This window comes from Streptomyces sp. NPDC031554, assembly GCF_055580685.1.
Genome location: NZ_JBVIKX010000003.1, coordinates 240083 through 258031 on the forward strand (window position 1 = coordinate 240083; position 17949 = coordinate 258031).

Annotated in this window: 17 protein-coding genes and 1 pseudogene; 3 read left to right on the forward strand and 15 right to left on the reverse strand. The window is 74.1% G+C overall.

Going from position 1 to position 17949, the window contains the following annotated elements; genetic code table 11:
- The 3 genes from ACZ5FU_RS09730 to ACZ5FU_RS09740 all read right to left on the reverse strand — a co-directional run bounded on the left by ACZ5FU_RS09730 (position 1) and on the right by ACZ5FU_RS09740 (position 3634).
- The gene (locus tag ACZ5FU_RS09730; RefSeq protein WP_468642463.1) at positions 1-1248 is read right to left on the reverse strand and encodes an acyltransferase family protein; all 1248 of its coding nucleotides are present in this window, start codon (positions 1246-1248) and stop codon (positions 1-3) included.
- A complete protein-coding gene (locus ACZ5FU_RS09735; protein WP_451781666.1) occupies positions 1241-2203 on the reverse strand; it encodes an alpha/beta hydrolase in 963 nt (320 codons plus the stop codon). The genes ACZ5FU_RS09730 and ACZ5FU_RS09735 overlap by 8 nt, the downstream gene beginning before the upstream one ends.
- A gap of 543 nt (positions 2204-2746) precedes the next feature.
- Positions 2747-3634, reverse strand: coding sequence for an alpha/beta hydrolase (locus ACZ5FU_RS09740; protein ID WP_468642461.1), 888 nt, complete (start codon positions 3632-3634; stop codon positions 2747-2749).
- A gap of 208 nt (positions 3635-3842) precedes the next feature.
- Between ACZ5FU_RS09740 and ACZ5FU_RS09745 the strand changes: the two genes are divergently transcribed.
- Positions 3843-4451, forward strand: a complete 609-nt coding sequence (locus ACZ5FU_RS09745; RefSeq protein ID WP_468839926.1) for a TetR/AcrR family transcriptional regulator — start codon at positions 3843-3845, stop codon at positions 4449-4451.
- A gap of 185 nt (positions 4452-4636) precedes the next feature.
- Here ACZ5FU_RS09745 and kynU read toward each other — a convergent pair whose 3' ends face one another.
- The 11 genes from kynU to ACZ5FU_RS09800 all read right to left on the reverse strand — a co-directional run bounded on the left by kynU (position 4637) and on the right by ACZ5FU_RS09800 (position 15598).
- On the reverse strand, positions 4637-5824 hold the full coding sequence (gene kynU, locus ACZ5FU_RS09750; RefSeq protein ID WP_451527749.1) for a kynureninase: 1188 nt from the start codon (positions 5822-5824) through the stop codon (positions 4637-4639).
- Positions 5817-6647: a tryptophan 2,3-dioxygenase family protein gene (locus tag ACZ5FU_RS09755; RefSeq protein ID WP_451527750.1), complete on the reverse strand. Its 831-nt coding sequence runs from the start codon at positions 6645-6647 to the stop codon at positions 5817-5819. Before ACZ5FU_RS09755 ends, kynU begins: the two co-directional genes overlap by 8 nt.
- 256 nt (positions 6648-6903) lie before the next feature.
- Entirely contained in the window at positions 6904-7317 is a 414-nt protein-coding gene (locus ACZ5FU_RS09760; RefSeq protein WP_451527751.1) for a DUF3151 domain-containing protein, read from the reverse strand.
- Positions 7318-7383: 66 nt separating this feature from the next.
- Positions 7384-8874, reverse strand: a complete 1491-nt coding sequence (locus ACZ5FU_RS09765; RefSeq protein ID WP_468834245.1) for an MFS transporter — start codon at positions 8872-8874, stop codon at positions 7384-7386.
- Between the two features lie 90 nt (positions 8875-8964).
- Positions 8965-9996, reverse strand: coding sequence for a class II fructose-bisphosphate aldolase (fbaA, locus tag ACZ5FU_RS09770; RefSeq protein ID WP_451527753.1), 1032 nt, complete (start codon positions 9994-9996; stop codon positions 8965-8967).
- A gap of 147 nt (positions 9997-10143) precedes the next feature.
- Complete coding sequence (gene pyrE, locus ACZ5FU_RS09775; protein ID WP_451527754.1) at positions 10144-10695, reverse strand: orotate phosphoribosyltransferase; 552 nt, start codon at positions 10693-10695, stop codon at positions 10144-10146.
- A 10-nt stretch (positions 10696-10705) separates the two neighbouring features.
- The gene (locus tag ACZ5FU_RS09780) at positions 10706-11548 is read right to left on the reverse strand and encodes an aldose epimerase family protein (RefSeq protein ID WP_468642453.1); all 843 of its coding nucleotides are present in this window, start codon (positions 11546-11548) and stop codon (positions 10706-10708) included.
- 98 nt (positions 11549-11646) lie between these two features.
- Entirely contained in the window at positions 11647-12567 is a 921-nt protein-coding gene (locus tag ACZ5FU_RS09785; protein ID WP_469045174.1) for an SRPBCC domain-containing protein, read from the reverse strand.
- 92 nt (positions 12568-12659) lie between these two features.
- A complete protein-coding gene (locus ACZ5FU_RS09790) occupies positions 12660-14264 on the reverse strand; it encodes a polyamine aminopropyltransferase (protein WP_451527757.1) in 1605 nt (534 codons plus the stop codon).
- A 92-nt stretch (positions 14265-14356) separates the two neighbouring features.
- Positions 14357-14872 carry a DUF2617 family protein gene (locus ACZ5FU_RS09795; RefSeq protein WP_451527758.1) on the reverse strand — a complete coding sequence of 172 codons (516 nt, stop codon included), beginning with the start codon at positions 14870-14872 and terminating at the stop codon, positions 14357-14359.
- 378 nt (positions 14873-15250) lie between these two features.
- The gene (locus tag ACZ5FU_RS09800) at positions 15251-15598 is read right to left on the reverse strand and encodes a hypothetical protein (RefSeq protein ID WP_451527759.1); all 348 of its coding nucleotides are present in this window, start codon (positions 15596-15598) and stop codon (positions 15251-15253) included.
- Between the two features lie 142 nt (positions 15599-15740).
- Between ACZ5FU_RS09800 and ACZ5FU_RS09805 the strand changes: the two genes are divergently transcribed.
- Entirely contained in the window at positions 15741-16940 is a 1200-nt protein-coding gene (locus ACZ5FU_RS09805; protein ID WP_469045175.1) for a pyridoxal phosphate-dependent aminotransferase, read from the forward strand.
- A gap of 128 nt (positions 16941-17068) precedes the next feature.
- Positions 17069-17260 (forward strand): annotated as a pseudogene (locus ACZ5FU_RS09810) (aminotransferase); the annotation flags it as partial.
- 143 nt (positions 17261-17403) lie between these two features.
- Here ACZ5FU_RS09810 and ACZ5FU_RS09815 read toward each other — a convergent pair.
- Positions 17404-17904 (reverse strand): hypothetical protein, encoded by a 501-nt coding sequence (locus tag ACZ5FU_RS09815; RefSeq protein WP_469045176.1) that lies wholly within the window; start codon positions 17902-17904, stop codon positions 17404-17406.
- Between the last annotated feature and the right edge of the window lie 45 nt (positions 17905-17949).

A 17949-nucleotide genomic window follows, 5' to 3' on the forward strand; every position in this document is an offset into this window, starting at 1 on the left:
TTAGGCACGGCCGGCCTTCCGCGGTTCCGGGGTTCGGGGCGGCCGGCCGGCCCGGACGACCCGCGACGGGAGAGGAACGGTCCGCGGACACCGCCCGCGGCGGCTCTCGAAGCCGTGGAACGCCGCCCGGCACACCGCCAGCACCGCGGTGAAGACCGGCAGCCAGAGCAGCCGGGCCGCGACCCAGTCCAGGCCGTCGGGCACGGTGTGCAGGCCGGGCAGGCGCCCCGCCAGGAGCCCGGTGGCGGTGGTCGCCATCAGGGCCGTCTGGTGCCAGAGGAACACCGTCATCGCGGAGAGGTTCACCACGGCCACCACCGCCCAGGCCACCGGCCGGTGCATGGCGCGCCGCAGCCGGTCACGCAGCAGCAGGGCCGCGCCGCACTGGGCGAGACCGAAGGTGACGGCCGCCAGGGTCGGCGGGTTGAGGTTGGAGACCGCCGCGCCGGGAACGCCGACCATCGACGCCGGATAACCCGCCCAGGCCACCAGGACCGCCGTCGCCACAGCGCCCCCGGCGCACAGGAGCCGACCCGCGCGCCGGCGCTCCAGCTCCCCGCGCGTCCAGGCCGCTCCCAGGGTGTACGGCACGAGCCAGCCCGCCGCCACGTTGACCCAGCCGAGCCAGGCCGGGCCGCCGAGGCCGAAGCGGATCAGGTCCACGTGCAGGACGACGGCCAGCGGCCACAGCGGGCTGAGCCGGGCCAGCAGCGGGGTCGCCGCCGTGAGCGCCGCGAACACCAGCAGGAACCACAGGGGCGACAGCGCCAGCTTCACCACCGTGTGCACGGTGGTGAAGGACGCGCCGCCCAGCAGCAGACACCCCGCGGACACCCCCCACATGCCCGCCATGGCCGCCACCGGCACGAACAGCCGGGTCAGCCGGATCCGCAGCCAACCGCCGTACGTCACGCCCCCGGCGCGGGCCGAGGCGTGACTCCTCGTGGCGACATGGCCGCCCACCATGAAGAACACCGCGAGTGTCTGGAACGTCCAGGACACCGGGGCCAGCCACGGCATGGAGCCCAGCGGGCTCGCGGCGCGCAGGGTGCCGCTGTCGGAGACGAGTGCGGTCACCAGCCAGTGGCCGAGCACGACGCCGAGGATCGCCAGGGCGCGCAGGGCGTCCACCGCCCGGTCCCGTTCGGGCGGGGTGCCCGCGTCGAGCCGGCCGGCCGCCCGCCGTATCCCGGTACGGGTCGTGAGGGCGCGCCGCCTCCGGGGGCGGACCGTGTCCGTCTCACGCACGGGTGGCCTCCGGGGTCTCACCGAGGACGATCCGGGCGAGGTTGGCGAGGCAGACGGAGCCCTGCCGGAAGTAGTCGCTGTGGCCGCCGTCCCCGGCGGAGAACACGCGGGCGCCGAAGGCCCGCGACACCGGGTCCGCGCCGAATCCGACCGTCGTGCCGAAGAGCTCGACGTCGGCGTGCGGGACCTCCGCCACCCAGTCGTCGCCGCCACGGGCCGCCCACACGCCGGCGCGGGTGCGCAGGTCCGCCGTCGAGTCGACGCCCGTGCCCGGACTGCCGAGGAGGACCAGGTCGTCCACGTCCAGGCCGTGGGCGGCCCGCCCGCACACCACCGAGCCGTACGAATGGCACAGGAGGGTGAGCCGGGGGGCCGGACCGGTGACGCCGCGGAGCATCCTCACGAAGTCCCGCAGGTCCGGGGCGGCTTCATCGGCCCGGCCCGGAGTGATGACGGTGGTGCTGACCGTCGCCGGAGTGGTGTAGCCGAGCCAGGCGACCACCGCGGTGCCGGCGCCGGCCGGTGACTGCCGGGTGAGCTGTCGGTGCAGCGCGGTCGCAGCCGTGCGGAAGCGCTCGTAGGTGTCCAGCGAGGTGTCCGACCCGGGCACCAGGACGGCGACGCGGCCGGCGTGTGCCAGGTCGCCGAAGATCTCGGTCACCCGGCCGGGACCGCGGCCGTCGAAGGCGAGGAGTCTGCGGGAGGGTGCCGCGAGCGCGCGGTCGGCGGCGGCACGGTGCCGGTCCCCGTGACCGGCCGCCATCCGGGCCGCCAGCACGGCGTTGGCCCGGTTGGCCGTGTACGCCCCCTCCAGCGTCGACGCCGTCACCGGGGCGAGGTCGGCGGGAGCCGGGGCGGGTACGTCCGGCCGGACGGCGGCCGTGAGAGGGACCACGACAGCGGCGGTGACGAGCACGGCGAGAAGGCCGCGCGAACGGCGCCGACCACGGACCACCGCACCGTCATGGCCGACCGCACCGTCACGGACCACCGCACCGTCACGGACCACCGCACCGTCACGGACCACCGCACCGTCACGGACCACCGAACTGTCACGGACCACCGGACTGTCACGAACCGGCACACGCCCACGGACCGTCCCGTCGCCTGCCGCGGAAGCCGGCCCGTCGCCCACCGCCCGGCCCGATGCCTCGCCCGCCGCACGGCCCGGTCCGCCGTCCACCGCGGCGCCACCCGGTCCGCTCCCACCGAGCCACCGTCCGGCGAACCACCCCGCCCGGATCCCCATCGCCCCGTCCCTCCCCGACCGGTCCGCCCGGCCATCGGGCTTCCCTGGTGGGGAAGTTACGGATCAGCGGTCGTCGCTCGCGTCCCGCCGAGGAGCTGTCCTGGGAGGTAGTTCTCAAGTACTAGGGGTATGACAGGGCCGTCCGACCGCGCGGCCGCCGACCCCTTCGGCGCAGGGCCGCCGGCCCCTCACCGCGGCCCTGCCGCCACCCCCCCTTGACTGCGGCCCCGCGCCCCTACCACCGCCCCCTCACCAGGCCAGTTGCGCGATCTCCTCCGCCACCACCGCGCACGCGTCCGCCGCCGGGTCGATCAGCGGGAAGTGGCCGACGTCCTCCAGCAGCGTCAGGCCCACCACCTCACCCGCCTTCGCCGCCGCGTCCGCGTACGACTCGGCGACGGCCTCCGGGACGGTCAGGTCGGTGCGGCCCTGGACCAGGGTCGTGGCGATGCCGGTCGGCAGCAGCAGCGCGGGGTCGGCGTACGGCCGCCGCTCACCGGCGTGCGCCTCGCCGCCGAGGAGCTGGCGCACCGCGCCGCCGCACACGTCGAGTTTCTCCGCGACCTCGAAGTCGGCGATCGGCGCGAGGGCGACCACGCCGCGCAGCGGGGGCGGCCCGTCGAGGCGCCAGGGCGCGCCGGCCGGCAGGACGTGCCGAGCCGCGGCCCACAGCGCGAGGTGGCCGCCCGCGGAGTGGCCGGTGAGCACCGTGCGGCGGGTGTCCGCCTGCGGCAGGGCCTCCCGGACGAGGGCGGGCAGCGCGTCCAGCGCGGCGGCGACGTCGTCGAAGGTCTCGGGCCAGCGGCCCGCCACCGCCGCGTCCGGCCCCGCGGCGGCCCCGCTCCCGGAGACCGCCGCGCCCCGGCGGTACTCCACGTTGGCCACGGCGAAGCCCCGCCGCGCCAGGAAGCCGGCGAACGGCGTGACGTGCCGGCGGTCGTACGGCGCGCGCCACGCCCCTCCGTGCAGGACCACCACCAGCGGTACGGGGCCGGTGGCACCGCGCGGGGCGTAGAAGTCGACCAGCTGGTCGGGATGGTCGCCGTAGGCGGCGGTGGCGTCGGGCTCGACCGCCGGGTGCGAGAAGGCCGACTCCTCCTCAGCGGCGGCCCGGGCTGCGACGGCGTCGTCCGGCATGCTCCAACCTCTCAGCGGCAAAACGGAATTGGGCGGAACGGCTCTGGCGGTCCCGGTGGGGATCCGGCCGTTGGCGGGGACGGTACCAGGCCCGTGACGTGCGCGGACACGCGGATGTCACGCTCGGTGAGGGGTAAACGGTCCTACGGTTTCGTTACGCTGGCGTCCCGTGCGGGATGCCGCCCGTACGCGCACCGAGGAGGCCGCCATGTCCGCCGAGCCCGGCACCGTACGTCCCGGGGGGCGTACCGCGCGGGTGCGTGCCGCGGTGCTGCGGGCGGCCGGGGACGTCCTGGCCGAGGAGGGGTTCGGCCGGCTCGACCTCGCGGAGGTCGCGCGGCGCGCGGAGGTCGGCAGGACGACCGTGTACCGGCGGTGGGGGACCGTGACGGGGCTGGTCGCCGATCTCCTCGCCGAGACGGCGGAGACGTCGTCGCCCCGGGCGCGGACCGGGGCGGTGCTGACCGACCTGCTGGCCAACGCGGCCCTCGTGCAGCGGACGCTGGCCGACGTCCGGCAGGGGGCGCTGTTCCGGGCGGTGATCGCGGCGGCGGCCTGTGACGCGCGGACGGCGCAGGCGTTGCGGCGCTTCTACGCGGTGCGGGTCGCCGAATGGGTGCCGTGCGTGGAACAGGGGGTCGCACGCGGGGAGTTGCCCGCGGGAACCGACGCGGGGGCGGTGGTACGGGCGGTTTCGGCGCCGCTGTACTACGAGTGGCTGACGGCGGGGGTGGTGCCGGACGCCCCTGCCGCGGAGCGGGCGGCGCGGGCCGCGCACGCGGCTGCCGCGGCAGGGGTGTACGTCCGCACCGGGTGACCGGGCCGGCGTGGGAGGAAGAGCCAGGGTCTTTCGTCTGGATCGGGCCGGATCGGGGAGCGGGGTCCGGTGCCGTGCCTCGCGAGGCGGAGGAGGGAGTCGGGGCGGAGCCCTGGCGACCGACGACGACGCGGCGGGGTGCGGCACCGGACCCCGCGAGCCCGGCCTGATCCCAACGAGAGGCCCTAGCCTCCCAGCACCTCCCCCAGGACCCGCGCCGCCCGCTCCACGTCCTCGAATCCCACGTACAGCGGGGTGAAACCGAAGCGCAGTACGTCCGGCCGGCGGAAGTCGCCGACCACCGCGCGCTCGATCAGGCGGCGCATGACGTCGTCCGCCCCGTCGCAGCGCAGGGCGATCTGGCTGCCCCGCCGCTCGTGCGGGCGGGGCGTGAGGCACTCCACGGTGCCGTCGGGGACGTACGCCTCGACGCACTCCAGGAAGAAGTCCGTCAGGGCGAGGGATTTGGCGCGGACCGTGTCGACGGACACGTCCTCCCAGACCTCCAGCGCCGCCTCCAGGGCGAGCATGGACAGGATGTCCGGGGTGCCGACGCGCCCGCGCAGGGCCCCCGGGGCGGGTTCGTAGTCGGACCGCATGCCGAACGGTTCGGCGTGCGAGTTCCAGCCCGGCAGCGGGGAGTCGAAGCGGCCCTGGTGTTCCCGCCGCACGTACAGGTACGCCGGGGCGCCGGGGCCGCCGTTGAGGTACTTGTAGGTGCAGCCGACCGCGAGGTCCACGCCGTGCTCGTCGAGGCCGACCGGCAGCGCGCCCGCGCTGTGGCACAGGTCCCAGACGGCGAGCGCGCCCGCCGCGTGCGCGGCGGCGGTGAGGGCGGGCAGGTCGTGCAGCCGCCCGGTGCGGTAGTCGACGTGGTTGAGCAGCACCGCGGCCGTACGGTCCGACAGGGCCGCCGGCACCTCGGCCGGGGCCACCGGCCGCAGCGTGCGGCCGGTCAGCCGGGCCGCCGACTGCGCGATGTAACCGTCGGTGGGGAAGGTGGTCGCGTCGACGAGGATCTCGTCGCGCTCCTCGCCCGCCAGCCGCACCGCGCCCACCAGCGCCTTGAGGACGTTGACGCTGGTGGAGTCGCCCACCACGACCTGCCCGGCGGCCGCGCCCACCAGCGGGGCGATCCGGTCGCCGATCCGCTCGGGCGCGGTCCACCAGCCGCTCTCGTCCCAGGAGCGGATGCGCAGCTCGCCCCACTGGCGGCGGACGACGTCGTCCAGCCGCCCGGGGACGGACACGGGCAGCGCGCCCAGCGAGTTGCCGTCGAGGTAGACGACCTCGTCGAGGACGAACTCCTTGCGTTTGTAGGCCAGTTCGTCGGTGGAGTCCAGTTCGCGGGCCCTGCGGGAGAGGTCAGACATGGGAGCGCGCCGTCCACAGCTCGGGGAAGACGTTGTTCCGCGCGCGCTTCTCCAGCCAGGCCACGCCGGCCGAACCGCCCGTGCCCGTCTTGGCGCCCATCGCGCGCCGGGTGGCGACGAGGTGGTCGTTGCGCCAGCGCCACACCAGTTCGGCGACGTCGGTCAACGCCTCGCCCAGACGCGCGAGTTCGTCGGACTCGTCACCCGCGTAGAGGGCGGTCCACACCGCCTCCACCTCCGGCGACGGTTCGTAGCGCCGGGAGACGTCACGGGTGAGCACGGTCTCCGGGACGGCGTGCCCGCGCCGGGCGAGCAGCCGCAGGACCTCGTCGTAGAGGCTCGGCTCGTGCAGCGCCTTCTCCAGCTCGGCGTGGACGCGCGGGGCGCCGCGGTGCGGGACCAGCATCGACGCGGACTTGTCGCCGAGCAGGAACTCCATGCGGCGGTACATCGCGGACTGGAAGCCGGAGCCCTCGCCGAGCGCGCTGCGGTAGGAGTTGAACTGGGCCGGCGTGAGCTGTCCGAGCGGCCGCCAGGAGGCGTTCAGCGCCTCCAGCTCGCGCACGGAACGCTTCAGCGCGGCGACGGCGGTCGGCACGTCGTCCCGGCGCAGGGCGCCGGCCGCGGTCTCCCACTCGTGGACGATCACCGTGAACCACAGCTCCATCACCTGGGTCGTGACCAGGAAGACCATCTCTCCGGGATCGTCGGAGAGGGTGTGCTGGAGGTGGGTGAGCACGTCCGCCTTGACGTAGTCCTCGTACGGCGTCGTGCCCGCGAAGTCGAGATGCGGGGTCTCGGGCTCGTGAGCCTCGTGGGACATCGCTGTCTCCTGATATGTACTCCGGGTAGCGGTCCGCCCCTGCCGTTACCGACACGGGGGCCCCGGTCCCCAGGGGGCATCCTCCGCAATCGTCACCCGAAAGTGCAAGGCCCGCCCGATCACACCGGGCGGGCCCGTACCCCGAAAGGGCGGCCGGGGACCGGCCCGGGACCGGTCCGGTACCGATCCGGACTGGTCCGGTACCGCTCCGTACCGCTCCGTACTGGTCCGGTCCTGGTCCGGGGCCGGCCGAGGGTCAGCCCAGCGTCTGGGCCGCCGTCGGCGAGGAGTCCTTCAGGAACTGCGTGCAGCGCTCGTGCTCCTCCTGCTCGCCGATCGACCCGGCGGCGCGGGCGAGGGCGTGCAGGGCGCGCAGGAAGCCGCGGTTCGGCTCGTGCTCCCAGGGCACCGGTCCGTGCCCCTTCCAACCGCTGCGGCGCAGGCTGTCCAGGCCGCGGTGGTAGCCGGTGCGGGCGTAGGCGTAGGACTCCACCACGCTGCCGCGTTCGAACGCGTCGTCGGCGAGCCGGGCCCAGGCCAGGGAGGACGTGGGGTACTTCGCGGCGACGTCGGCGGGGGCCGTGCCCGCCGCGAGCAGCTCGCGGGGGGCGGGGTCGTCGGGCAGGTGGGTCGGGGGCGGTCCCCCGAGCAGGTTTTCGTGAATGGACATGGGTCCAGTCTGGAGGACCCGCCGGGGTGCGCGCCGACGGGGTCGCGGCCCTCCCCTCCGGCCCCTTCAGCCCTCCGGTCCCGCGGGCCCCGCCGGCAGCCGTGCCGCCACCCGCTCCCCCTCCAGCGGGGGTGCCAGTACGGCCCCGTGGGTCCTGCACTCGGGGCGGCGGCAGTCCGGGGCCGGGCGGCGCACGGTCGTGAAGGCGACCAGCGAGGCGACGGCCAGCGCCCCCGCGCACCACAGCATGGCCTGCCCGAACGCGTCGTCGAAGGCGTCGGCCGAGCGGTACGCCTCCGCGCCCATCCCGGTCAGCAGGGGCAGCGCGGCCACCGCGAAGAGGCCCGCCGCGCGCGCCGCCGCGTTGTTGATGCCGCTGGCCAGGCCCGCGCGGGAGACGTCGACCGAGGCCAGGACGGTCGCGGTCAGGGGGGCGACCAGGGTGACCAGGCCGAGTCCCAGCACCAGGACGGCGGGCAGGACGTCGGCGGCGTAGGAGGCGCCGGGGCCGACCCGGAGCATCAGCAGCATCCCGGCCGCGGCCAGCAGCGGGCCGGCGGTGAGCGGGACGCGCGGGCCGATCCGCTCGGCGAGCTGGCCGGAACGGGCGGAGAACAGCAGCATCAGCACGGTCGTCGGCAGCAGGGCCGTGCCCGCGCCGAGGGCGGAGTAGCCGGCCACCACCTGGAGCTGGACGGCGGACAGGAAGAAGAAGCCGCCCAGGGCCGCGTACACGCACAGGGTGACCAGGTTGACGGCCGTGAACGGGCGGGAGGCGAAGATGCCGGGCGGCATCATCGGGTCGGGGCGGTGCCGCTCGACGTGCACGAAGGCCACCGCGGCGGCGAGGCCGGCCACCGCCGTCACCGCCACGGCCGCGGACCCCCCGCCCGCCTCGGTCAGCGCGTACGTCACGAGCGCGAGGGCGGCGGCGCCCAGCACCGCGCCCAGGACGTCGAAGCGGCCGTGCGCCCTGCCGTCGCCCGACTCGGGGACGTGCCGCAGGGCGACCGGCACGCACAGCACGGCGAGCGGCACGTTGAGCAGGAACACCCAGCGCCAGCCGGGGCCGTCCACCAGCCAGCCGCCCAGGAAGGGACCCACGGCCGCGCCGACGCCCCCGAAGCCGGACCACAGGCCCACGGCCCGGCCGCGGTCGTCGCGGTGGAAGGAGGCCTGGATGAGGGCGAGGGAGCCGGGGGTCAGGAGGGCGCCGCCGACGCCCTGGAGGGCGCGGGCGGCGATCAGCACGCCGGCGTTCGGGGCGAGCCCGCACAGCAGGGAGGCCGCGGCGAACCAGACCACGCCCACCACGAAGACCTTGCGCCGGCCGTAGCGGTCGCCCAGGGAGCCGCCCAGCAGGATCAGCCCGGCCAGCGTGACCAGGTAGGCGTTGGAGGTCCACTGCAGGGCGGCGAGGTCGGCGTCGAGGTCGCGGCCGATGCGGGGCAGGGCGATGTTGACGACGGTCGAGTCCAGCATGGCCATGGTGGAGCCGAGCACCGTGGTCAGCAGGATCCATCTGCCTCGGGGTGAGGCCAGCCGGACGTCGGGCATGGTCCCAGGTATACCGCGAGCCCGGCGCCGGGGCACCGGGCTCGCGGGATGCGGAGCCGTACGCCGGGAGAGTTCCCGGCCCGCGGACCGCTACTTGATCTTCGTGCCCGCCGAGCGCAGGTGCTGCGTGGCCTCGAGGACGCGCGCGGCCATGCCCGCCTCGGCCAGCTTGCCCCAGGTCCGCGGGTCGTAGGTCTTCTTGGAGCCGACCTCGCCGTCGACCTTGAGGACGCCGTCGTAGTTCTTGAACATGTGGTCGGCGACCGGACGCGTGAAGGCGTACTGCGTGTCGGTGTCGAGGTTCATCTTGACGACGCCGTTCTCCAGCGCGGTCGCGATCTCCTCGGCGGAGGAGCCGGAGCCGCCGTGGAAGACGAAGTCGAACGGCTTGCTGCCGGCCGGCCGGCCGTACTGGGCCGCGACGCCGTCGTTCAGCTCCTTCAGCAGGTCGGGGCGGAGGACGACGTTGCCCGGCTTGTACACGCCGTGCACGTTGCCGAAGGACGCGGCGAGCAGGTAGCGGCCCTTCTCGCCCAGACCGAGGGCCTCGGCGGTGCGGAGCGCGTCGTCGACCGTCGTGTAGAGGGAGTCGTTGATCTCGTGCGAGACGCCGTCCTCCTCGCCGCCGGTCGGGGTGATCTCGACCTCGAGGACGATGTTCGCGGCGCGGGCCTTCTCCAGCAGCTCCTGGGCGATGGAGAGGTTGTCGGCGAGGGTCTCGGCCGAGCCGTCCCACATGTGGGACTGGAACAGCGGGCCGAGGCCGGCCTCGACGCGCTTGCGGGAGATCTCCAGCAGCGGACGCACGTACCCGTCGAGCTTGTCCTTCGGGCAGTGGTCGGTGTGCAGGGCGACCGTGACCGGGTACTTCTCGGCGACGATGTGCGCGAACTCCGCGAGCGCGACGGCGCCGGTCACCATGTCCTTGCTGTACTGGCCGCCCAGGAACTCGGCGCCGCCGGTCGAGATCTGGATGATGCCGTCGCTCTCCGCCTCCGCGAAGCCGCGCAGAGCCGCGTGCAGGGTCTGGGTCGAGGTGACGTTGATGGCCGGGTAGGCGAACTTGCCTGCCTTCGCCCGGTCGAGCATCTCGTTGTAGACCTCGGGGGTTGCGATGGGCATTCGTCCGCTCCTTGGGTGTGCGGGTTGGCGTTCTGAAGTCCTACGGCCCTGACCTAGACCTTGGGGTTCGACGTCGTCGTCGCGCCCATCTTTCCAGACCTGCGCGGCCGGTCCGTGCGCCGGTCAAGTCCAGGTCATACCGGCTCGTCAGTCCAGCCCCAGTTCATCCTTCGAGAAGGCGAACAGGTACGGCACGCCCGCGCCCGCCTCGATCTTCTCCGCGGCGCCGGTCGCCCGGTCCACGATGGTCGCCACGGCCACCACCTCGGCGCCCGCCTCCCGCACGGCCTCCACGGCGGCCAGCGGGGACCCGCCGGTGGTGGAGGTGTCCTCGACGACCAGGACCCGGCGGCCCTTGATGTCGGGGCCCTCGACGCGCCGCTGCATCCCGTGCGCCTTGGCCTCCTTGCGCACGACGAAGGCGTCCAGCCCGCGGCCCCGCGCGGCGGCCGCGTGCAGCATCGCGCCGGCGACGGGGTCGGCGCCCATGGTCAGGCCGCCCACCGCGTCGAAGTCCAGCTCGGCGGTCAGGTCGAGCAGCACCTGACCGACCAGCGGGGCGGCCTCACCGTCGAGGGTGACGCGGCGCAGGTCGACGTAGTAGTCGGCCTCCAGACCCGAGGAGAGGGTCACCTTGCCGTGCACCACGGCCTTGTCCTTGATCTGCTGCAGCAGCGCGCCGCGTACGTCGTCCGTCATGCCCCTCAGCTTAGAGGCGGGTCCAGGACCAGGTGGTCGTGGCCTCCAGCGGCTCCAGGGGCGTGACCAGGCGCGGGAGGGTGTTCAGGCCGTCGGGCGGGCCGGTCTGCGGTTCCACGCACACGGCGGCCTCCTGCTCGTCGTAGACGACGACCCACTTCTCGGGGCTCGTCACCTCCAGCCGGAGCCGGCCCGGCCAGGTGAGGGCGACCGAGACGCCGTCGGGCATGCCGAAGCAGTCGTCCCAGGGGCCGGGTCGCGGCTCGATCCGGTTGCCGGTCGGCAGGTGGTCCTCGCCGCGCTCCTCCTGCCAGGCGGGCCGGAAGGCGACCCGCACGTCCTCGCCGGACCCGGCGGACCCGCCGCTCTCGGCGCTCTCGGCGCTCTCGGCGCTCTCGGCGTCGAGGTTCCGGTTGAACCAGGGGTGCCAGCCGATCTGCGCCGGGAACGACGAGCCGTACGTCTCCACCGCCATGGACAGCGTCAGCGCGTCCTCGGTCAGCGCGATGACCTGCGTGACCCGGCCGGGCCAGGGCCAGGGGTCGACCAGGTCGTACGTCAGGACCGCCTCGTCCGCCGACCTGCGGGCCACCTTCCAGGCGCCGTCGCGGACGGTGCCGTGGATGGCGTGCGGCGGGGCGTTGAGCGGCATGTGGTGCACGGCCGCGCCGTCCCGGAAGCGGCCCTCCCTGATCCGCCCGCACCAGGGCACCATCGGGAAGCAGCCGAAGCGGTCGCCCTGCCGCAGCAGCTCCGTCCCGCCGACGCGCAGTCCTCCGACCCGCCCGCCGTTGCCGGGCCGGACGGTCACCTCCGCGTCTCCCGCGGTCAGCGTGAAGTCTTCGTCACTCACGGGACGACCCTACCCAGGTGATCAAGAGGGCGCCGGGTGCGACCGAGGCGTTCAGGACACCTGGCCGCGGCGTCCTGGGCGGCGGCACGGCGTCCGGGTCACCGGCGGCGTCGCAGCGCCCGGCCGACCACGATCGCCGACGCCACCGCCAGCGCGGCCGCGGGGGCCGCCCAGCGCAGGGCGTTGTCCCGGACGAGGGTCTGCGGCGCCGGGACCGGGGCGTACCGGCCGCGCGGCGGGGCGTGGTCCACCTCCTCCGCGCTGCGCCCGATCATCGTGCGGCGCGCGTGCGCGGCCTCGGCCGGGGGGACGCCGAGGTCCGGGAACCCGGCGACGGCGTCCACCGCGTCCGCCGGTCCCACGTCGAGCACGTCCTCGACGTCGTCCTCGTCCTCGTCCTCCCCGTAGTCGGCGTCGTCGAGGCCGTCGACGTCCTCGAGGTAGTCGACGTCGTCCGTGTCCTCGGCGTCCTCGGCGTCCTCGGCGTCCTCGATGTCGTCCGCGTCGGCCGTCCCGTTCACGGAGTCCAGGACGGCGGGGTGCGGCGGGGGGATCTCGGCCCCGGTGGCGGCGGCCGCGGCGGGGGGTTCCCCGGCCCCGGCCGCCGTGCCGAGGTTCTCCGCCCACCGGTCCAGCAGGCGTACGGCCGCCGCGTCCACGGCGTCCGCGGGGAGCTGCGCGATCCGGCCGTCCGCCGTCGCCGTGCCCGCGAAGCGGAGCGTGGTGGCCCCGTCGGTCTCCCGCAGGTCCAGGGTGAGCGCGAGTTCGACCGTTCCGGAGCCGCGGGCCTCGACGGCGTCGCCCTCGACGGCGTACCCGCCGTCCTCGCGGGCGGTGACGCGCAGGGCGCCGTGGTAGGTGATGGTGCGGCCGCCGACGCGCAGTTTCAGCCGGCCGGCGACGGGCTCGGTGCCCGCGTCCTGCTGGAAGCCGGGGAGGGCCCGGGCCACCCGCGCGGGGTCGGCGAGGGCCGCCCGCAGTCGCCCTGCCGGAACCGGAACGAACACCTCATGCTCCATAAGGGCGGAGCCTACCCAGCACGTCCGGGAATGCACCCGCCGAAATCTGGATCGGCACCCCCGCGCACCGGCCGGGCGTACCCCGCGCGCGCTCAGTGGCGCGGGTGGGTGAGGGTGGAGGCCCGCAGGCCGCCCGGTCCCGTCCGCAGCGCCCGCTCGCCGGGGCCGAGCCGCAGGTCGGGGCGGGTCCCGGCCGCGGCCAGGACGAAGCCCCGGCCGCCCTCGGCCCGGTAGGGGGCGGTGCGCAGACCGGCCGCGCGCATCGTCGCCTCGACCGTCCAGAAGGCGTACGGCCGGGCGTCGACGGGGCCGGCGTGGACCGCGAGCCGGCCGCCCGGGCGCAGCGCGCGGCGGGTGAGGCCGTAGAACTCCTGGGAGTACAGCTTCGTGGCGGCGGTCATGCCGGGGTCGGGCAGGTCGGCGATCACCACGTCGTACGTGCCCGGCGGGGTCTCGCGCAGCCGGTGGAAGGCGTCGTCGACGGTGACGCGCACGCGCGGGTCGTCGAGGGCGTGGCCGTTGAGGCGGGAGAGTCCGGGGTCGGCGCGGGCCAGCCGGATCAGGCCGGGGTCGAGGTCGACGACGTCGACGCGGCGGGTGCCGGGGCGGGCGAGGACCTCGCGGGCGGCCAGTCCGTCGCCGCCGCCGAGGACGAGGACGCGCGCGTGGGGGCCGGCCGTCGCGGGGCGGACCAGGGGCCGGTGGTGGCGGAGCCGGTCGTGGCCGCCGCGGAGCCGTCCGTCGAGGTAGAGGCCGAGAGGACGGCCGCCGGTGCCGCCGGTGCCGCCGGTGAGGACGATCTCCTGGACGCCGGTGTGCAGGGCGACCCGGACGTCGTCGCCGTAGACCGCGTGACGGGCCGCCTGTTCGAAGTCGTCGACGAGGGCGGCGGCACAGGCGAGGACGGCGAGGACGGTGACGTCGGCGACGAGGAGGAGCCGACGGGTGCGGCGGGTGAGGTCGCGGCGGAACAGGCCGAGGACGAGGGCGCCCCCGGCGATCACGTTGACCGCGCCGGTCAGCAGGGAGCTGGTCAGCTGGCCCAGGAAGGGCAGCAGCAGGAACGGGAAGGCCAGGCCGCCGACCAGGGCGCCCACGTAGTCCGCGGCGAACAGGTCGGCGACCGCGCCGCCCGCGTCCTGGCGGCGGACGCGCTGGATCAGCTCCATCAGCAGCGGCACCTCGGCACCGATGAGCAGTCCGATGGTGAGGCAGAAGGCGACGAGCAGGACGCGCGGACCGTTCCCCCACAGGCCGCCCCAGCCGCCCGTCCAGGCGAAGACGGCGTACAGGGCCATGGCGCTGCAGCCGCCGACGAGGGCGAGGACCACCTCGACGGCGGCGAACCCGGCGGCGGCGAGGCGGCGCAGCCGTTTGGCCGCGAGGGAGCCGATGCCCATCGCGAACACCACGACGGACAGCACGACGGAGGCCTGAGTGACCGAGTCGCCCATCAGGTACGAGGCGAGGGCGACCAGTTCGAGTTCGTACACCAGACCGCAGGCCGCGCAGACGAACACGCACGCGAGCACCAGGAACCGTCCGGTGCCCGGCCGGACGGGCAACCGCGCGGAACCGCGCCGGGGCGGGACGCCGGGTGGGGCGCCGGGCAGGACACCGGGCAGGGCACCGGGCAGGGCACCGGCCGGTCCACCGGGCGTCGCGCCGGGTGCGGCCGGTGCGTGCGGTTCGATCACGACTGCGACGTTACGTGACGATTGCGACACCCTTTGTCACCCACGCGTGTGAAATTCACGGTCGATCAGGTGTCCTGCGTTTGGGACGCGGTTCAGTACGCCGGCACTCTCGCGCTCACCCGCGTCCGCGTCGCCACCAGTTGCCCGTCCTGCGGGTAGGCGTGCCAGGTCCGCCAGCGCACCTGCCCGTCGTGGCGCTGCGCGAGCAGGGCGGTGAAGGCGTGCGGGCTGCCCGGGAAGACGCCCGCGAGGCCGTGCGGGTGATCGGAGACCAGGGCCAGCAGTTCCTGGGCCCGGCTCGCGAACCGGTCCGGCGTCAGCGTCTCGACCCGGGCCGCGAACTCGTACTCCCAGTCCCCCACCCGCTCGGCCACGCCGTGCGGGAGGGGGGTGCTGCTGCCGGAGAGACAGGCGACCGTCTCGGAGCAGAAGCCCCCGTCCTCCTCCAGAAGCACCTGGTGCGAGGCGCCGAGCAGCCTCAACTGGATTATGGCCCCGGACAGTTCGAGGTCGAGTGTGGCCAGGGCGGGCAGCGGTTCACGCCCCAGGGCCCAGGCCAGGTCGGCCGCGCACGTGTCGGTGTAGGAGGTGTTCAGGGTCGTGAGCATGACTCGGCTCCGCTAGAACGCACAGAAAAGGAAAGGTCCGGCGCACCCCGGTGACTCCGGGGAAGTCGGCCCCGGCCGGCCCGGCGTGGGGAGGGCGTCCGCGCGGGACGTCCGAGGGGTCCGAGGGGCTGCGTTGGTGTTTTAGAGGGAATCATGAACTGTGGCGGCACCACAGCGTTTTTACCCAACTTCGTGGGGTTTCCATCCCTCAGAGGGCCCCTCAGCTCAACTGTTCAACCCCGGCGTGCGCGGTGCGGCCGGGAACGACCCCCACGCGCCCCGCGCGCCGGACATGGTGCGACCGCGGGGCGCCCTCGGTGAGGGACGGCCCCGCGGCCCGGACGCTGCTCCCCGCGGGGGAAGCTCAGCTGCCCCGTGTCAGCTGCCTCCGCCGCATCCGCCGCCTCCTCCCCCGCAGGAGGAGCCGCCCCCGCAGGACGACGAGGATCCGCCGCCGCAGGAGTGACCGCCGCCCGAGTGAGATCCGCCGGAGTCGCCGCCCGAGTCGCTTCCCGAGGAGGAGCTGCACGTCACGGCGGCCCCGCCGGCCACCCACCAGCTGCTGCCGCTGTCCCCGCTGCTGCTGCCGCCGCCTCCCCCGCGTGAACGGGAGCCGGGCCGGGACGGTCCCCGGTGTCCGGCGGTGCTCCTGCGGACGGCCGTGACGATGACGACCACCAGCAGGACGACGACTGCGAGTACCGCCAGGATGATGCCGACTGCCATGGCTCCACCCTCCTTCCGAATCCCCCGAAGCGGCCCCCCGTGGGCGCCTCGCGCGACCGGTGCGACCGGCGCGTGCACGGGGGATGCCCGGCCGTCCCGGCCGCCAAAGCGCACTTGAGGAAGTCCAGAGCTTCGGCGCAGGATGACCGGCATGACCGCCACCGCACGCCCCTTCCTCAACCGCCGTCTCGCCGAGTTCGGGACGACGGTCTTCGCCGAGATGTCCGCGCTGGCCCTGCGGACCGGGTCCCTCAATCTCGGCCAGGGGTTCCCGGACACGGACGGGCCCGAGGAGATCCGCGAGGCGGCCGTGCGGGCGCTGCGGGACGGCCGCGGCAACCAGTACCCGCCGGGCCCCGGCATCCCCGAACTGCGCACGGCGATCGCCGGGCACCAGCGCCGCCGCTACGGCCTGACGTTCGACCCGGACACCGAGGTCCTGGTCACGGCGGGCGCCACCGAGGCGATCGCCGCCGCCCTGCTGGCCCTGCTGGAGCCGGGGGACGAGGTCGTCGCCCTGGAGCCGTACTACGACTCCTATGCGGCCTGCATCGCCATGGCGGGCGCCACGCGGGTGCCGGTGACGCTGCGGCCCGACCCCGCGGAGGCCCGCTTCCGCCTCGACCTCGACGAGCTGCGCGACGCCGTGACGGACCGCACGCGTCTCCTCCTGGTCAACACCCCGCACAACCCGACCGGCACGGTCCTCACCCGCGAGGAGCTGACCGCGATCGCCGAACTGGCCGTGGAACGCGACCTGCTGGTCGTCACCGACGAGGTGTACGAGCACCTGGTCTTCGACGGGTCCGAACACGTGCCCCTGGCCACCCTGCCGGGGATGCGGGACCGGACGGTGACGATCGGCAGCGCCGGCAAGACGTTCTCGTTCACGGGCTGGAAGGTCGGCTGGGCGACGGGGGCACCGGGCCTGGTGGCGGCCGTGCGCTCGGCGAAGCAGTACCTGACGTACGTCGCCTCCGGCCCCTTCCAGTACGCCGTCGCCGAGGCGCTCGCGCTGCCGGACACGTACTTCGAGGAGTTCCGCGCGGGCATGCAGGCGAAGCGCGATCTGCTCGCCGCCGGCCTCACGGAGGCGGGCCTCACGGTCTACCGCCCGGCGGGCACGTACTTCGTCACCGCCGACATCCGCCCCCTCGGCGAGACGGACGGCATCGCCTTCTGCCGCGCCCTCCCCGAACGCGCGAGAGTCGTCGCCATCCCCAACGCCGTCTTCTACGACCACCGCGAGGCAGGCGCCCCGTTCGTCCGCTTCGCCTTCTGTAAGCGCACCGAGGTGCTGACAGACGCGGCGGAACGACTCCGCACGGCGTTCGCGGGCTGACCGGTGCCCTGCTGACGGGGCTCGGGGTCGGGCACAGCGCCCTTTTCGCAACCGACCCGCGCCGCACACCAGCAGGTGCGCGAACACGGAGTGGGCTGAGTGACGGGGGCGCCGGGCCTGGTGGCGGCCGTGCGCTCGGCGAGACGGACGGCATCGCCTTCTGCCGAACCCTCCCCGAACGCGCGGGAGTCGTCGCCATCCCCGACGCAGTCTTCTACGACCACCGCGAGATGGGCGCCCCGTCCGTCCGCTTCGCCTTCTGCGAGAAGAAGCAGATCCTCACCGAGGCGACAGAACGCCTGCAGCACCCGGCGCCCTGAACCCACGCATTCCGCCCACTCCCCTTCGGACGCGGCGACACGGGAGGGGAACGGACTCAGTTCCCGCCGGTCGAGGCGTCGGAACCGGAGTGTCCGCATATTGTCCAGGATCACTCACCTGACCAGCCGTTCTTCTCTGAAGGCTAGAATTCCTGGTCAAGGTTGGTCTCCTTGGGGGCGCGAAAACATCCGGATGTAAGGTTGACCAGGATCTTCGGGTCTTTCTCCGCCCCTGCTTCAGGACTCGAAACCCACAGCTCGGCGTTCAAAGAGAAGGGCTCCGTCTTGGAGTCGGCCGTAATCTCCAGCGTCTTGCTCTTGCTGCTGTTGGGGCCGTACTCGACGATATCCCAGTTCTGGCCGGGGAGATCGTCCTTCAGGCGCTGAAATCCGTCCTTCAGTTCGCCTTCGGAGATGCCGTAGACGGACCAGGCGTGAACAGTGCTGTACAGGTGCTCAGGATCTTCTTCGCAGGGCGCGATGCCGGGTCCGGGCTCAGTCACCTTCCCTTCCTTGATGCCGATCATGTCGTAGATCTGGCTGGAAACAGCCTTCGTTCTCTCCCGAGCCTCTTCAACGTCGAGCGTGACGTCCTTGGAACTGGTGGGTTCATTTGCTGCAGATGTTTTTTCGCTGCGGTCCACTGTGCTCGAACATCCTGTTCCGGCGAGAGAAAGAACAGCGACCAA

Bases quoted from the DNA above. Each gene is read 5' to 3' on its own strand.
- ACZ5FU_RS09740 (WP_468642461.1), bottom strand. From the start codon at position 3,634: ATGCCGGACGACGCCGTCGCAGCCCGGGCCGCCGCTGAGGAGGAGTCG.
- ACZ5FU_RS09745 (WP_468839926.1), top strand. From the start codon at position 3,843: ATGTCCGCCGAGCCCGGCACCGTACGTCCCGGGGGGCGTACCGCGCGG.
- kynU (WP_451527749.1), bottom strand. From the start codon at position 5,824: ATGTCTGACCTCTCCCGCAGGGCCCGCGAACTGGACTCCACCGACGAA.
- ACZ5FU_RS09755 (WP_451527750.1), bottom strand. From the start codon at position 6,647: ATGTCCCACGAGGCTCACGAGCCCGAGACCCCGCATCTCGACTTCGCG.
- ACZ5FU_RS09760 (WP_451527751.1), bottom strand. From the start codon at position 7,317: ATGTCCATTCACGAAAACCTGCTCGGGGGACCGCCCCCGACCCACCTG.
- ACZ5FU_RS09765 (WP_468834245.1), bottom strand. From the start codon at position 8,874: ATGCCCGACGTCCGGCTGGCCTCACCCCGAGGCAGATGGATCCTGCTG.
- fbaA (WP_451527753.1), bottom strand. From the start codon at position 9,996: ATGCCCATCGCAACCCCCGAGGTCTACAACGAGATGCTCGACCGGGCG.
- pyrE (WP_451527754.1), bottom strand. From the start codon at position 10,695: ATGACGGACGACGTACGCGGCGCGCTGCTGCAGCAGATCAAGGACAAG.
- ACZ5FU_RS09785 (WP_469045174.1), bottom strand. From the start codon at position 12,567: ATGGAGCATGAGGTGTTCGTTCCGGTTCCGGCAGGGCGACTGCGGGCG.
- ACZ5FU_RS09795 (WP_451527758.1), bottom strand. From the start codon at position 14,872: ATGCTCACGACCCTGAACACCTCCTACACCGACACGTGCGCGGCCGAC.
- ACZ5FU_RS09800 (WP_451527759.1), bottom strand. From the start codon at position 15,598: ATGGCAGTCGGCATCATCCTGGCGGTACTCGCAGTCGTCGTCCTGCTG.
- ACZ5FU_RS09805 (WP_469045175.1), top strand. From the start codon at position 15,741: ATGACCGGCATGACCGCCACCGCACGCCCCTTCCTCAACCGCCGTCTC.